This window comes from Leuconostoc sp. S50 (assembly GCF_016624925.1).
Taxonomy (GTDB): Bacteria; Bacillota; Bacilli; order Lactobacillales; family Lactobacillaceae; genus Leuconostoc; species Leuconostoc pseudomesenteroides.
Genome location: NZ_JACVUE010000007.1, coordinates 30992 through 46233 on the forward strand (window position 1 = coordinate 30992; position 15242 = coordinate 46233).

The window sequence follows — 15242 nt, forward strand, 5'->3', positions numbered from 1 at the left end:
AAGATGAATCAAGAAGAGACGTTATACGGCACAATTACCGCTATCACTAAAACAGTGGACGTAATTGTCCTCTCGTTTATGCCAAAAAATTCAGAGGACGACCAAACGGCCTTGGCCTTGACAGTTGACCCGATGCGTTATGACCAGTTAACCCCAACGGGAGATCCAGCATTAGGTGTAGAAGTAGCGATTGTTGTCAAGCAAGTCAAACAAATAGATGGCACAATACAGCCGATTGTACAAAATATTTACAATCCCAATGGTGAATTTGTCGCCGTGGATGAATTACCAGAACTAGCCAACTTTCAACATGAAACGTTGACACAAGACGCTTTAAATATGAGTGATTTACAAGCTCAAGTCGATGCCACTATCAAAGCAATTCAAAATGAACCAGGTTTGGAACGTGACCTAATAACAGCTCGAAAAGAAGAAGTTAAAGAGGCAGCCACAACATCAACCGACAATGGCGATCCTTTGGCAAATATTGATAAACAAGATGAAAGTGAGCATACCAATGAGCGAGGAGACATACTCTGAAACACCTTATATAGACCGTTATACCGTGAATATCAGTCAAATTGTCCAAGCTAATCCTAGTCAGCATGTTGCTTACAACCGTGATGCCGAAATGGAGCGGTTGTGGACATCCTTAAATAAAGTGACGCTAAATTCTCCCTTACTGATTGGCCCGTTTGGTGTGGGGAAAACACAATTAGTAGAAGCCTTAGCGTTAAAGATGCTCGAACAAGATAATGCCTGGCATGATCGCCAAATCATTCAAATTAGTTTGGCTAATTTAATGTCAATCACTGATGGTGAAACATATGATTACAAGTTTCAACAAATCATTACAGAATTAACAACGCACGCTGATCAATACGTGGGGTTCATTGATGAAATTCATCAGATTAACGCCGGTGACTATCAAGCAGCAGGACAAATTATTAAACCGGCCTTGTCACGCGACAAACTTCAAATCATTGGGGCAACCACCACTGAGGAGTTTCATCAGTATATTGAAGGTGATGGGGCCTTAATGTCGCGCTTTGATTTGATTGCTATTCCAGAATTAAGTGTGCTGCAAACAGTCAATATCATTCACCAGATTAAACCAAAATTTTCGCAAGATTATGACCTAGTGTTACCTGATGAACTAGATCAGCGAGTGGTTGAGCTATCGGTTCGCTATATACCTGATCAATTCTTACCCCGTAAAGCAATTTCATTGTATGATTCAGCGACCGCTTACGCTAAAATTCACGGGGATCATGAATTAACCATGAGACATTTGGCTCATATTTTGGCATTTGATTTTAACATTCCAGAAAGAATCACGATATCAAGTGCGGATGAACGATTAGAACGCTTAGCGGATAATATGAAAGCACAGGTAATTGGCCAAGATGAGGCGATTGATGATATGGTCGATTTAATCATTGAGAAAGCAGCAGGATTGCGGAACGACAAAACACCAGTTTCCATGATTCTTGCAGGCACACCTGGCGTAGGAAAAACAGAATCAGCGCGCGCTTTAGCGAGGTATTATTTTGGTACTGAGAAGAATCTGTTACGTTTTGATATGTCTGAATATAAACAATTAGACCAATCATACGCTATGTTTCAACAACGTTTGACCCAACAGGTACGTCATTCACCTTATTCAGTTGTATTGTTAGATGAAATTGAAAAAGCAGATCCAGAAATTTTAGATTTGCTCTTACAAGTCATGGATTATGGCCATCTATCAAACAAGGCAGGACGGGGCGTTAATTTTGCGGATGTCTTGATTCTAATGACTACGAATGCCGGTTCTAAAGCTGTGATTAACCTCTTTGATAAGTCACAAGAATACCTCAATGACAACCGGCGTATGGATAATTTCAATACAACATTTGAATTAGCATTGATTAACGCCGGTATGCGGGCTGAATTTATTTCGCGAACAAATAAAATCATTATCTTCCACATTTTAACCATGCCTGAAATGGTGAAAATTACGGATTTAAAGCTCAACCAAGTCAATAAGCGGTTACAGAAGCAGGGATTTAATCTAGTATGGCAATCGGAAGACGTTAGCCACTACATCGATACGTTTGACTTAGGGTTTGAATGGACCGATGACAACAAACAGCTACCTGTGCATCCAATTGCTGAATATATTGCAGATGTTGGTTATAAACCGAGTCGTGGGGTGCGATCACTTGATGCAACTATCAACAAGTATATTACTGCGCCACTAGGTCGCATTATATTACAGGCACGGAAAAAGCCAACGGTTCAAACAGTCTTTGTCTTTCGGGCTTTAGGTGAAGCACCAACCAAGACGAGTCCATATGGCTCCTGGAAGCCAATTTTTAATCAATTATCACCACTTAAAAATGAGAAAGGTGAATTAAATGATATTTAGAAAAAAACACGATTATCAAAGCGAACGGGATTTCAATAAACAATCTTATATTCGGTGGCGTGGGCAATTGTGGTTTAGAATCACATATGCAATTGTAATGACCCTTATTCTGACAGCAGCAGTGCTATATGCTGCTGTGATTGCTAATACAGCTTGGATTGTTATCCGTACGTTAGGTGGAATGCTGGCGCAAGCCTATCGAACCTATACTTGGTCACCTATTAGTGGAGAGACATTGCTGAATTTACTGTTGATGAATGGCAATCCAAGCAACACTTTCCAGGTATGGGTCAATGCAGGATTACCCATTAAACTGGGTATGTTGTTGTTGTGGCTTTATTTGATGTATCGCTTTGTGGGGCGACGTGTCTATGACTGGTCACAAGTCTTTGGTGATATTACGCGAAATACTAATCGTTTTGCGACAATCGAAGAAATCGAACAAACCTATAAATTGGTGCCAGATCGTAACAAGTTTTATCAGGGTGCCCCGGGACATCCTGTTGCTCATATTTCAGGTTATGATCGCCGTTTTGCGACGATTCACCCAATTTTGTTTCTCTGGCAGTGGCTAAAACGTCCTTTAGGCATGAATGAACGTGTCTGGCCAACAAGGTATATCAAATTACGTACCCTGCTGCAAAACATGACAAACAAAATTTCTTGGTTGCACCGTTATTTTATTCATCAACAAACTGTCAAAGGTGGTTTTGAAGGCTTTTATTGGGTAGATACATCAAATACTCATGCGATGACATCAGGGATTAGCCGCTCAGGTAAGGATCAAATGTTAGGGTATCCTTTAATTGACATTATTCGTCGCTCCGAAGAGCAGTGGAACATTGTAGATACTGACGCTAAAAACGAAGATGCCAAGATGAGTTATAAGGCTTTACGCGAAGCAGGTTATGATGTCCGAATGATTAATATCATGGATCCTAGCGAATCGGATTCATGGAATCCGTTACAAATTGCGTTAGATTATGCGATGCAGGGGAACTTACCACAGGCTGCCATTGAAATTAATTCAATTGTTCAGATTATCGGTAATACAGACAATGCCAATGGTAACGGTAAAGATATTTGGGATAGTGCTGCGGAATCCACCATTCAGGCAATTATGCTAGTGTTGTTAAAACTAGCGCTTGAAGAAGATAACCCGCGTTTAGTGACTTTACCAAATACCGTGCAGTTTATTAACTCAATGAGTGCATTCACAGATAAAGAGGGTGATGGTTTAACAAAATATTTCTCAATGATTAAACAGTTACCCATGACACCCATTAATAACATGATTTTATTGAATGCGGGGCAATACTTGGGATCCTCTGGAGACACGAAAACCTCGATTCTTTTTACGGTCTTAAATCGGTTGACGTTGTTTGCAGATGAAAATATTGCCCGTTTAACGTCACTGAATTCGATCACGTTAACCGACATTGGTTTCCCGCGGATGATCAAACTTAGCTTTGATAAGCGTTATGCTGGCGCGGCAGTTACTTTGCGGGTGTTAGATCAACATCAGCATGAAGTGGAGCAAATTAGAGCTGATATTGATAAACAAACTGGTGAGGATAAGCTAAAGGTCAATCAATACGGTGGCATTCAAATTCCGATTCGGCGCTTTTTGGATAACGAATGGTTAATTGAAGCAAGTTTTGATAATCCAACTAATCCACAACACATCCGCCATGATAAAGTCAAGATAACAGGTACAAAGAGACAGCAAGTTAAACTTGGTAAGCCAAAATTTGATAGGTACTCGAAAAAGCCAATTTTGAAAGTAGTGGTGAAAAGTATTGAGGCAAAGCTTAAATATGGCCAGGTAGCAGTATCGATTCGTTATTCTGAACGACCAATGGCCATCTTTGTGATTACCCCACAAGATAATGACTTGTTTGCCATGCTGGCCAGTTTGTTTATTGCCCAAGTTTATTCTGCTAATACCAATATTGCTAGTCGTATTACGCAACGTGAACTGAACAAATGGATTTTTTATAAACTCAACGAATTTTCAATGTATCCACGTATTCCAGGGTTTAATAACATCTTGACCCGTGGTCTAACCTATCATCAATTAGTGGATATTTACATTCAAACGATTGATCAACCTCGCTTACATTATTCTGAATATGAAACACAAGAAATTATCGGCAATACAGGTAATTGGTTCCATGTCTTGACTAACGATGAGAGAACCAATGAAGCTCTGTCTAAAAAGTTAGGTGAAATTGAAGTTCAGACTGAATCAATCACCTCGCAAGTCGGTGTGGAAGAAAAAGACTGGGTATCCGGAAATCGTCAAGTACATGTTGAGAAGCGCCGCTTAATGGATGCAAAAGAGTTGTCTGAATTGATGGATAATGAGTTAATTTCAATTCGCACAGTTAAAAGGCAAGATCGGAAATTTAATAAGGTGCGGGCATTTCCTATTTTTGCGACCGGCAGTTTGACTTTACCATTTGCTTTTAAATTACTCGGTGATCAATTTACTTTGAAGTATTATACGGCGGACCTAGCCTTGTCAGCTAAGCATAATCAGTTATCTTATCAAGATTTGTATCAAGATTTTACACCATATTATCAGTTGTTGGCAGACCAAATTCAAACCGATAGCGGTGATTTATATCACGACACATCTGGTCAATTATCCGCTCCGGATAATCAAATGATTCAGGAACAAATTGCTGTGGCTCAAAGTGCTCATGCAACTGAATTGACCCCTTTGCAAAAACAGGAAGAGGAAGCTTACCTTGCTTGGAAGGAAGCATTTGTCGCTGATGACACACCATTTTTGACACAAGAAGATATTGCCGATAAGAAAAAGCGTAAGACGGTGGAACAAATGATTAAGCAAAATTTTCCGCGTAGTAAAAACGAAAAACAGAAACCTGCTTATGCCCAACTGAACAACGACACGTTCTTTGATAACTATGCGAACAATACAAATCGCATGATTATCGAACTTTTAGGCGGAGATTTAAAAGCGATGTGGGAAATTATTCGAATACTTTAGGAAAGGAATGAATATGATTAAACAAAAATGGCGCCAGGGAATATTGGCACTGACAACATTATGGATTAGCAGTTTGATTTTAATTCCAAATGTTGCAGCAGCAAGTTATGATAGCAGTAAAGTTGCTTTTTGGGATAGTGTGAAAAATTATATGCCAGTGTATCCTCACCTGGTCATTACTGTGCTGATGCTAATTTTACACGGTATTGCCTTATTATTTTATTACTTGGCACAAGGTGTTTTTGAGGCGTATACGCATGCCTTTGCATTATTTGATTTTACGACTATTTTTACTGGTCATTCCAGTGCGGCAGCTAATACGGTTGCCCAACAGTGGGGCTTATTGAAAATTGGTGCGTTATTGTTTGACATTGGTTTTATTGCGCTGGCTTTAATGATGGTGTTGCAATGGATTCGTTTTGCAGTGTCTAATGGGGCTAAGGGACGTGAATGGCCGAAAGGAATTGTCATGTCGGTTGGCTTAATTGCCATCTTACCCTGGCTACTAAGTATCTTTACGCAGATAGTTCCCGCAACTGCGTCTTTTGTGATGAACCCTAATGGTCAACAAGTGAAAAATTATAGTCCAATTGATCAACTATGGCGTAACGAATCAGTTTATTTACCTGATTTAGCCAAAAATGATTTTGATTATGCTAAATACGTCAAGAGCCGTGATGGTGATGATGCTAAAACTGATAAATTTTATAAACAACTCATTACATCTTCTGTGTATCATAATGTCATGAGCGATGGACAAACAGATGGCGTCTTCGGTATTGGTGCCAAAGATGGATATGCCACTGGTCTAAATGATATAGCCAAGAAAGTATTCACACAAAAATGGGATTATGCTAACGATAAAGTCGTTGACTTAGACAAGGCCTCGTGGGCCACAGGCAAGACCTTTCAGGAAGATTATCCGGTGATTAAGACAAATTGGTTGGGCATCATTGGTGGTGAAATCGTCTATATTGTCGTTGTCTTTGGTGCCATTATTTCACTGTTTTTAGCGATGTATCGTATTGCGATGTACGTTGGTACTGTTGGTTTCTTTGTTATGCGTGATGGCACCAAAGGTAAACGTGCCCAGCAGGTCCTACAACTCATTGAGGGGCAACTGACAGGAGCTGTTCTCTTACCCGTTGGCCTAACCTTGTTCTTTGCTTGGACGCAGTTTGCTTTTGATACCATTAATGGTTTAACACTTGGTATGTGGCCGTACACCGTATTAGCGATTGCAGCCTTAGTGGCTGGTGGAAAAGGCGTGATGACTGGGTTTCAGCTGATTGAAGAATGGACAGGTACTAGTACGCAACATAATGCGATGGCCACAGTTATGGGTGCCCAAATGGCCGGAAATATCGTCGCTAAAGGATTGGCTGGTGGACAATCACTAATTGGTAAAGGTGTTGGCGCTGTTACAGGTAAAACCAAACAAAAGAAAGTACAAGCTGCGATGGGAAATGGCGCCGATGGTAATGGTGGCATCAGCGACAGTCAAAATTCAAATCCAACTGGTGGCCTCGGTGGCACAAGTTCTGAAGGCTTGCCTCTGAAAAAGAACGGCAAGGTGGATACGGATCGTTTGCAAGATGGCAAAGTTTTACCAAAGGGCAAGTCACATCGCCGGAACACAGCTCATATAGCAGCTGGTGTTGGCCGAGTCGGTCAAACTTTAGCTCATCCAATTAAGACAACCGCTTCTGCTGGAAAAGCAGCAGGCAGTGGTGTCAAACAAGCAGTCTGGGATAAAGGACTAAAACAATATGGACAAAATGTTGGCGCCGGCTTTACTGCTGGTAAGCAGTCCATCAACTCCTTTAATTCTCGCCACACAAAACCATCTGTTGGACCAATTCAAACTTCAAATGCTCAGGTAGGCATGGGAGGTAATCAGGCTGCCCAATCATTATCAAAGTTGAACAATGGTGGTCAGTCATCTAACCAGTCCAAGACTAAGGGTAACGTATCAAGCGATATTCAAAGTCCGAAACCAGGTACAAATTCAGTTTCACAGCCAGCAAAGTCGACTGTAACGTCACAAAATACAACACAATCGACTCATAAAGCGGTAACCCCTGCTAAATCTGTTGAAAAAACTGATAAAGTGCAGAATAGTAATAAACCAACTGCTTCGGCACAGAGTAAAAAAACTGGTGAGTTCGATATTGATGATTTTGCTAAAAACATAACTAAAAAGTAACCTAATTTTTTAGCTAGCATTAACTAAGTGAGATAGAGAAATCTACCTCACTTTTAAATTTAAGCTCACATCATAAAGTTATTCTTTATTTGCATTCTTTGCTTTTTTTATTTAAATCATTGTTACAAATATTTAGTCAACAAGTTGAGATCACTTGATGCTTAAATCTGAAATTGAAGTGTGGGAATAGTAATCAGCGCGCTTTAGCAGTAGCGAAATTGGTAAGGGTTGATCAGCCACCAGCCATTCAGTCAACAATTTAATAGCCATTTCGCTGAAAATATCAGACATAAATTTTTCTTCTGCTGACTGACAGTTTTTAAAAGGCAACCAATCGCGTCGTAGTCTCGTTAAAAAGTCATCAAAAAGTTCAAAATTTAAGCCATCGGTAGCGTGATAAATTGATTTGATGGCACTGCGATAACGATTGAGAACTGTCAAAACTATTTCTGTTTGTTTATGATTGGTAATATCTAATGGCGCCTTCCCTGCTGGAGATTGACCTAAATTATTTAGCAAATCGGATAAGATTTGATCTTGTAAATGAATCAATATTACTTGTGTCGGCGTATCAAAATACTTGTAAAATGTTTTGCGATTAATATTGGCAGTTCTAGAAATTTCCGCTACTGTTATTTTTGCTAGGGACCGGTTGGGAAGTAAATCAACTACTGCTTTAAGTATTCTATTTTTTGTCTTGTTATTAGTTATTATGTTTTGCATGTTACCCACAGACTCGCGTCTTTTTCTTAATACCACAAGATAATATTATTGATTATTATTTAAAGATTGAATTATCAATTTAAACTCGTTTATGGCAGATAATGTTACTTATTCTACAATAAAACTTGCAAAAAACCAATTTGATGATATTTAATTTGTATTGTTCATAGTTTGAGAAGTATATTGATACCAATCGCGCATGTATAAGGAAATCGGGACAATGTCAGCCGTGTTTTGTGATAAAATAAATTTTGAGATTATGAAGGCTGATACTAGTATACGCATAACTGATTGGTTGGATGGTCTTGAATATAAATTTTTTAGTGTATCAATTAAACGTCACATTAATTTAAAATTAAAGTAAAACTACTTGACAAATAAGAAGGAGCGGTTCACAATGCGACAGCACAGCACAGCACAGCACAGCACAGCACAGCACAGCACAGCACAGCACAGCACAGCTAATTATGTAGCCGGTGTTTTATTTGTCAACTATTTAAAAGCATTTTTATTGACTCTTAATCGAATCAGTAAGGATGCTTTTGTTGTGTCATCAAAGACGGTGGCATAAATGATGGTTAATGAAATTTTTAATGAGCGGCCAAAAGCCAATGAAAAAAAACGTGCGCTTGCTTACATTGGTAAGTTACTTGATGACGCACGTAAAGATAAAAATAAAAATCAATCAGATATTGTTGAGCTTGAAGAGGTTCAACGTCTTTTAAATAGCAAACGGTATGGCCTTGTTTGGGAAGAACATGCTGAAAAAGTCGAAGAAGAGATGAACACTAAAATTCCTATTTTTGTTGAGGATAAAAGTAAAAAGATTAAAGATGATTTAGATAACATCAATTACAATTTTATTTTGGAAGGTGATAATTTACACAGCTTGCACTTGCTTGAGAAAACACATGCTAACTCAATTGATATTATTTATATTGATCCACCCTATAACACTGGTAATAATGATTTTAAATATAATGATACGTTTGTGGGGGCTGATGATGAATTTAAACATTCAAAGTGGTTATCTTTTATGAATTCTAGATTGACTCTTGCAAAAAGATTGCTAAATTCAGAGGGAATTTTATTTTTAAGTATTGGTGATGATGAACAGGCAGAATTAACGATGCTTGTAGATGAAATTTTTGGTCGTCAAAATAGATTAGCAGTGATTCCGAGAATTGCAAAGAGAACATCAGATAAAGGAAACCAATTTCGACCAACAAAGGATTATGTTTTGGCTTATGCGGTTGATGTTTTTAAGCAACCAGAATTTAAAATACTAAAAAAATTTAACATAAATGATTATAATAAAATCGAGAAAGGGACAGGTCGTAAATACAAAAAATCAGGAGCTTCCTTATATCAACCATCATTAGATTCGCGACCAAATCAGAGGTACTTCATAGAAGCCCCAGATGGATCTTTCATTATTCCACCAGGAGAAACCATGCCGTTGGAAAATAAAGATGGAGCAAAAGTGTTGCCGTTGAAAACTGATGGCGTTTGGAGATGGTCTGAAGCAAGCTATCAAAAGCAAAAAGAGCAACTTATTTTTACTAAAGCCACAAATAGGTCCCCACTTATCGATGAAAATGGGAACAAATCCAAGTGGAACATATATCCTAAAGTTTATGCAGACAATGAAGATGGGGCAACTAAGCACCCAGAAGATGTTATTTATGATTTTGTGAACTCTCAGGGAACTAAAGAAGTCAATAAATTAAATCTAAGTTTCTCGTTTTCTAAACCTGTTGGACTAATTAAATATTTGATTAATATTATTGATAAGCCTAATACAGTAACTGTTCTTGATTTCTTTGCGGGTTCAGGTACAACGGGCCAAGCAGTTACAGAGTTAAACGCTGAAGATGGCGGACACCGTAAATTTATTCTTGCTACCAATAATGAGAATAATATTGCTGAGGAAGTAACGTACGTACGTATGAAAAACGTCTCTTCTGGAACCGATAAATATGAAGCGCATCCAATGAATTTAAAATACTTCAAAACGGCCTTTATATCAAAAGACGATGAAGATATTGAAAATGAGCTGCTTGATAATGTAAAAACACTTGTTGAATTACAATGGGGCGTTGATTTAAGTAGTTCTTCAATAAGAATTGTTACAACCTTAACCGAGGCTGGAAGTATTGAGTTAAAAGGCCTAACAAAGGTTTATATGCGAGCTCAAGTTCATAGCATGTTAACGCAAGAACAGGTTACAAAATACAATCAAACAGGTGTGACTATTTATGACATTCCAGAAAGTTATTTTAGCAAAGAATTACGGGAGCAGGGACTATGAGTTATCAATTATTTCCATTTCAAGAAAATGCTGTTAATATCTTGATGGATAAGTTTTTTAAGTCTACAAAAAAGACGAGCCTTTTGTACGCTCCAACTGGTTCTGGAAAAACTGTGATGATGATTGCATTGATGGATCGCATCATTAAAAACAATCCAAACCCATATGAGTATACCTTTGTTTGGCTAACCCCAGGGAATGGCGAACTAGAAGAACAATCATGGCGTAGTGCTTCGACAAAGGCAGTTGAACTTACATCACAGTTATTACCAGATGCATTACTACAAGGATTTTTGCCAGGTGTGGCAACATTTATCAACTGGGAATTAATTAAGAGTAAAAAAAATAACGCCGTGCGTGATGGGGAAACCAAAAATCTGGATGACATTATTAAAAATGCTCAGGAAGCTGGCACACACTTTGCTCTTATTATTGATGAGGAGCATAGAGATCAGACCAACAAAGCCCAAGATATTATTGAAAAGTTTAATGCTGACAAAATTATCCGTGTTAGTGCTACCCCACGGACAAATGGTCCAGATTATGATGTGATTACAATTAATGATGAAGATGCAATTGCTGCAGGACTAATTACGCGACAAATTGTATTAAACGATAATGTACATGATGACGAAAGCATATCAGATACTGTGCCATTTTTCTTGGATCTAGCAGATGAAAAACGACGATCAATTAAATTGGCATATCAAGCAATTGGCGTTAAACTTAATCCACTAGTTTTGATTCAATTTCCTGATGAGAAAAAATCTAACAAGATAGAACGTGATTTCTTAATTAATAAAGTTGAGCAGTATTTAGTCGATGGTTTGGGACAGCATAAAGATGGTGACAATCCAACTATTTCACGCTGGCTAAGCAATGAACATATCAATACTGAACAATTAGAGCAGCAAAATAATCCGATTAATTATTTAATGATGAAGCAGGCGGTTTCAACTGGTTGGGATGCACCACGAGCTAAGATATTGATTAAGTTTCGGATGAACACAGAGGCAACATTTACCTTACAGACAATTGGTCGTATTCGTCGTATGCCAGAACACAAACATTATGATAACCGTTTATTGGACAGTGGCTTTATTTATTCTGATGATCAAGACTACCTTGCAGACATCATGAACAGTAAAGGCGGCCATAAGCTGGTAACTTATGAGCTCAATCCAGAGGCCCCTAACTTTGGTTTGGCTTCAATTAAGCCTAACGCAAGCGCTGGTATCACTAATGAAGAAGTAGTGAAGTATTTTTATGGGCAATTAAGTACAAAATACAAATTGACTAATGATGTTGACGAAAATAAAAATACATTAAAATTATCTGGATATATCTTCGGCACAGAAATCAATCAACAAATATCTATTTCTGATGACTTTGTAAATGACACTATGAGTAAAAGTCTTGGAACGCGTAATGTGAAAATACCTGTTAATTCAGATATACATCGGTTGCGCTTGCTTGATGCTGAACAAGATATTATGAAACCGTTTCACGTTGATAAGCCTGCCGATGCTTATGATATTTTGGTTGAATTATTTAGTATCCGAGCAGCAGGCGTTGTGATCCCGCCAATCTTAAAAATGAAAAATCTTGAATTGATGGCATTTATTATTAATAACCGTAAGAAAATTCGAGATGATGCTCGTGAAATGGATAGTGGTAAATTTGCTAAACAGTTGAATTTGTTTAACGAGGTTAATGAGGGTCGTGCCGATGTTGTACCATTTATTTTACCAACGGTTGATGCTTATGCTATGACCGAATTAGACAAATATGATCTATTGACTAAAAACGTCTATGTGGGTTATTCAACTAAAAATTGGGTAAAACAATCTGAACCAGAAAGAGATTTTGAACGTTGGGCACAAGAATCAGAATCAGTTAAATGGATTTATCGTTCCAAGGATCGAGGAGAACAATATTTTTCAATTGCTTATGGCGCTAAAAAAGAAGGCTTTTACCCCGATTATATTTTACAAGGTGTTGATGGTATCACATATATTATTGAAACCAAAGGAGGTCAATCAGCTGATGGTGTTGATGAAAATATTGATCCATATGCCGAGCAAAAATTTAATGCACTTCGGAATTATGCTGGAAGTGAATGGGGAGAAAATATTAAGTTTGCTTTTGTACGGAAGGATAAAAGGCTTAATCGATTGAAATTTAATAATTCCCAGTGGAGTAATGATGTGAGTGCTAATCCTGCTTGGCGTCCATTGGAAGAGTTATTTACTTTCTTTTCTGAATGAGGGGTTCAATCACCAAATTACTAAACAAAGCAATTTCAATAACAAAATAAGAACCATGGTCATTTTCTGACCACGGTTCTTATTTTGTTAGTATTTGTCCTAGTAATTCATCTACAAATGCACTTGCAGACTTGTAGCCTTGTTGCTTAGCTAACTTCTCAATGCCTTCTTTCACTGAGGGACGGAGGGTATATGTGACTGTTTGTTTGCGCTCGTGGTTATCAGCACTTGGTAATTGGATGTTTTTGACAATTTCTGATGTCTTACCAAATGCATTTGACATTTGTTCATCAGCGCTTTCCTGATCAAACATCTGGTTTTGGTGATTTAGTGGGTTGGCCATCATCTTGTCCGTCCTTTATTTTGATTATCGTCGGTTTTCTGTGCTTGCTGATGATGCTTAAATCGGTTTTCAGTAGGTTTTAAAGTTGGCCTGGCTTCATTATGATTTTGCTCGCTTAATTGTAAAATACCAATTCGCGAAGTCAATTCCCGATCGACATATCCTGCTACTAGATCAATGAATGCTTGTGGATTATTTGTTTTTTGTGCGTCTGACAACGTATTCATATAATCAATGCGGCTACGTTGATCAGGTTGAATATTGGTGATAGGATAACCGTTCCTGGTTAAGGCAAACTCCATTAATAAACGTGCTGTCCGACCATTACCATCTAAGAATGGGTGAATGGTCACAAAACGTAAATGTAATTCCGCGGCATATTGGACTGGGTGTAGTTTGTGCTGCGCTGTTTCATTCCAATAAATTAAATCTTCCATCTGTTTTCTGATTTTAAATGGTTCTGGATAAGGATTGAATTCGGCGCCGGCAGGTCGAACAGAGACATTTCGATAGCCACCTGGGTAACCATCAGGATTATTTTTGTCAAGGGTTTGCATGGTTGCCAACTGATTTAAATCTTTAATCACGTTTTCGGTAATCTCAGTATTGCCTGTGGCCAAATCACGCATGTAATCATAGGCTTCACTCAAATCAAGCGTTTCTAACACGTCTTTGACAGGAACACCATGCAGCGTAACACCCTGCATCAAAATAGCTTCAGTCTCACTATATTCTAAGGTACTACCTTCAATTTTGTTAGATGACCAAACATGTTCCATTTTTTTCTGCTGATTGATTGTATCAATTTCTAATTGATGAAGAGGACGATAACTGTCCATTTTATTGAGTTTTTCAGTTAATATATTGAGATCAAAGCTCATCTGCTTTCACACTTTCTAATAGTTTTACAAATGCATTTTCAATTTCTGCGAGCGCTTTTTTATTGTCGGTTTTCAGTTCGAAAATGGGTGTTTTTAACATGGTTGAGGCATTAAATAATTCCCGTTCGTAAATGGTTGCCACTACGTCGTCAAGATCAGCGATGATACTTGCAAATTCACGTGAAGACCTAGTATTGAATTTTACTCGATTAGCTAAATAATGCACCTGGGCATCAATTAAACTGACGCGCGTACGAATATCAACAGCGTCAGCCTGGAATTCCTTAAATCGAATTTCAAACTGAGATTTAGATTGCACAAAACCATATTCACTGGGTTCTAGCGGTACAATCACATGATCAGAGATGGCAATCATGTTTTTAGTTAAGGTGCCAAATTCTGGATGCGTATCGATTAAAACAAAGTCATAATGATTAACTAGCTCAGCGTGATCTTGTAACCACATTAACATCAAAAAATTCTGATTATTGCGACCTTGGAGTAGGGCTTCTAATTGATCTAAATTAGGGCTAGCCGGTAATATACTTAATTGATCATTAATCTGCCTGATTTTTGGTTGACCACCTGTGAAAACATCAAAGAGGGTATTAGTTGAAGAGTAAACACCGTATGTGGATGACAGGTTGCCTTGATAATCTGAATCAATTAATAAGACTGAATAGCCTTGCTTGTTTAAATACGCACCAAAATTGAAGGTCATGGTTGTTTTACCCACGCCGCCTTTTGAAGCAGAGAATGTAATAATTTTAGTCATGATGAATCTCCTGTTAGTAGTTTGTCAAAACGAAATAACGGGTTTCACCAATCCAGACACTGACTAAAGATTTAGAAGAAACTTTAGTAATTTCAGTATAGCAAGATTCGACAAGGTTAACAACATGTTTTCTAATATATTTAACAACATAATAGTAAATATACTTTGTGTTGTAATATAAAACATAACATGTAACATACTTTATATTATAGAATCTAATACAACATGACACATTTTATATGTTGTATTAGATCAATGAGGACCAAAAAGTGCGCGTTTTGGTCTTTTTTTGTTGGTGTTTGATAATTGA

11 protein-coding genes are annotated in these 15242 nt (G+C 37.9%); 7 read left to right on the top strand and 4 right to left on the bottom strand.

The window, feature by feature from the left end; translation table 11 throughout:
* The first annotated feature begins 3 nt into the window (after nucleotides 1–3).
* Genes IAE53_RS07005 through IAE53_RS07020 form a run of 4 tightly spaced genes read left to right on the top strand, consistent with a single transcriptional unit; the run spans nucleotide 4 to nucleotide 7632 of the window.
* Nucleotides 4–540, top strand: a complete 537-nt coding sequence (locus IAE53_RS07005) for a hypothetical protein (protein WP_200136178.1) — start codon at nucleotides 4–6, stop codon at nucleotides 538–540.
* Nucleotides 518–2410: an AAA family ATPase gene (locus tag IAE53_RS07010; RefSeq protein WP_200136177.1), complete on the top strand. Its 1893-nt coding sequence runs from the start codon at nucleotides 518–520 to the stop codon at nucleotides 2408–2410. The genes IAE53_RS07005 and IAE53_RS07010 overlap by 23 nt, the downstream gene beginning before the upstream one ends.
* A complete protein-coding gene (locus IAE53_RS07015) occupies nucleotides 2400–5426 on the top strand; it encodes a type IV secretory system conjugative DNA transfer family protein (RefSeq protein ID WP_200136176.1) in 3027 nt (1008 codons plus the stop codon). The genes IAE53_RS07010 and IAE53_RS07015 overlap by 11 nt, the downstream gene beginning before the upstream one ends.
* Before the next feature lie 13 nt (nucleotides 5427–5439).
* Nucleotides 5440–7632 carry a pLS20_p028 family conjugation system transmembrane protein gene (locus IAE53_RS07020; protein WP_200136175.1) on the top strand — a complete coding sequence of 731 codons (2193 nt, stop codon included), beginning with the start codon at nucleotides 5440–5442 and terminating at the stop codon, nucleotides 7630–7632.
* A gap of 150 nt (nucleotides 7633–7782) precedes the next feature.
* Here IAE53_RS07020 and IAE53_RS07025 read toward each other — a convergent pair whose 3' ends face one another.
* A complete protein-coding gene (locus IAE53_RS07025) occupies nucleotides 7783–8355 on the bottom strand; it encodes a TetR/AcrR family transcriptional regulator (protein WP_200136174.1) in 573 nt (190 codons plus the stop codon).
* A gap of 397 nt (nucleotides 8356–8752) precedes the next feature.
* Between IAE53_RS07025 and IAE53_RS11425 the strand changes: the two genes are divergently transcribed.
* Genes IAE53_RS11425 through IAE53_RS07040 form a run of 3 tightly spaced genes read left to right on the top strand, consistent with a single transcriptional unit; the run spans nucleotide 8753 to nucleotide 12933 of the window.
* Nucleotides 8753–8926, top strand: a complete 174-nt coding sequence (locus IAE53_RS11425) for a hypothetical protein (protein ID WP_234456354.1) — start codon at nucleotides 8753–8755, stop codon at nucleotides 8924–8926.
* On the top strand, nucleotides 8927–10666 hold the full coding sequence (locus IAE53_RS07035) for a site-specific DNA-methyltransferase (RefSeq protein WP_200136173.1): 1740 nt from the start codon (nucleotides 8927–8929) through the stop codon (nucleotides 10664–10666).
* Nucleotides 10663–12933: a DEAD/DEAH box helicase gene (locus IAE53_RS07040; protein WP_200136172.1), complete on the top strand. Its 2271-nt coding sequence runs from the start codon at nucleotides 10663–10665 to the stop codon at nucleotides 12931–12933. The genes IAE53_RS07035 and IAE53_RS07040 overlap by 4 nt, the downstream gene beginning before the upstream one ends.
* A 79-nt stretch (nucleotides 12934–13012) precedes the next feature.
* Here the strand turns inward: IAE53_RS07040 and IAE53_RS07045 are convergent, their stop codons facing one another.
* From IAE53_RS07045 to IAE53_RS07055, 3 genes are read right to left on the bottom strand one after another with little or no spacing between them, the layout of a single operon-like run.
* On the bottom strand, nucleotides 13013–13279 hold the full coding sequence (locus IAE53_RS07045) for a hypothetical protein (protein ID WP_200136171.1): 267 nt from the start codon (nucleotides 13277–13279) through the stop codon (nucleotides 13013–13015).
* On the bottom strand, nucleotides 13276–14157 hold the full coding sequence (locus tag IAE53_RS07050; protein WP_200136170.1) for a Fic family protein: 882 nt from the start codon (nucleotides 14155–14157) through the stop codon (nucleotides 13276–13278). The genes IAE53_RS07045 and IAE53_RS07050 overlap by 4 nt, the downstream gene beginning before the upstream one ends.
* Entirely contained in the window at nucleotides 14147–14932 is a 786-nt protein-coding gene (locus IAE53_RS07055; protein ID WP_200136169.1) for a ParA family protein, read from the bottom strand. The genes IAE53_RS07050 and IAE53_RS07055 overlap by 11 nt, the downstream gene beginning before the upstream one ends.
* Between the last annotated feature and the right edge of the window lie 310 nt (nucleotides 14933–15242).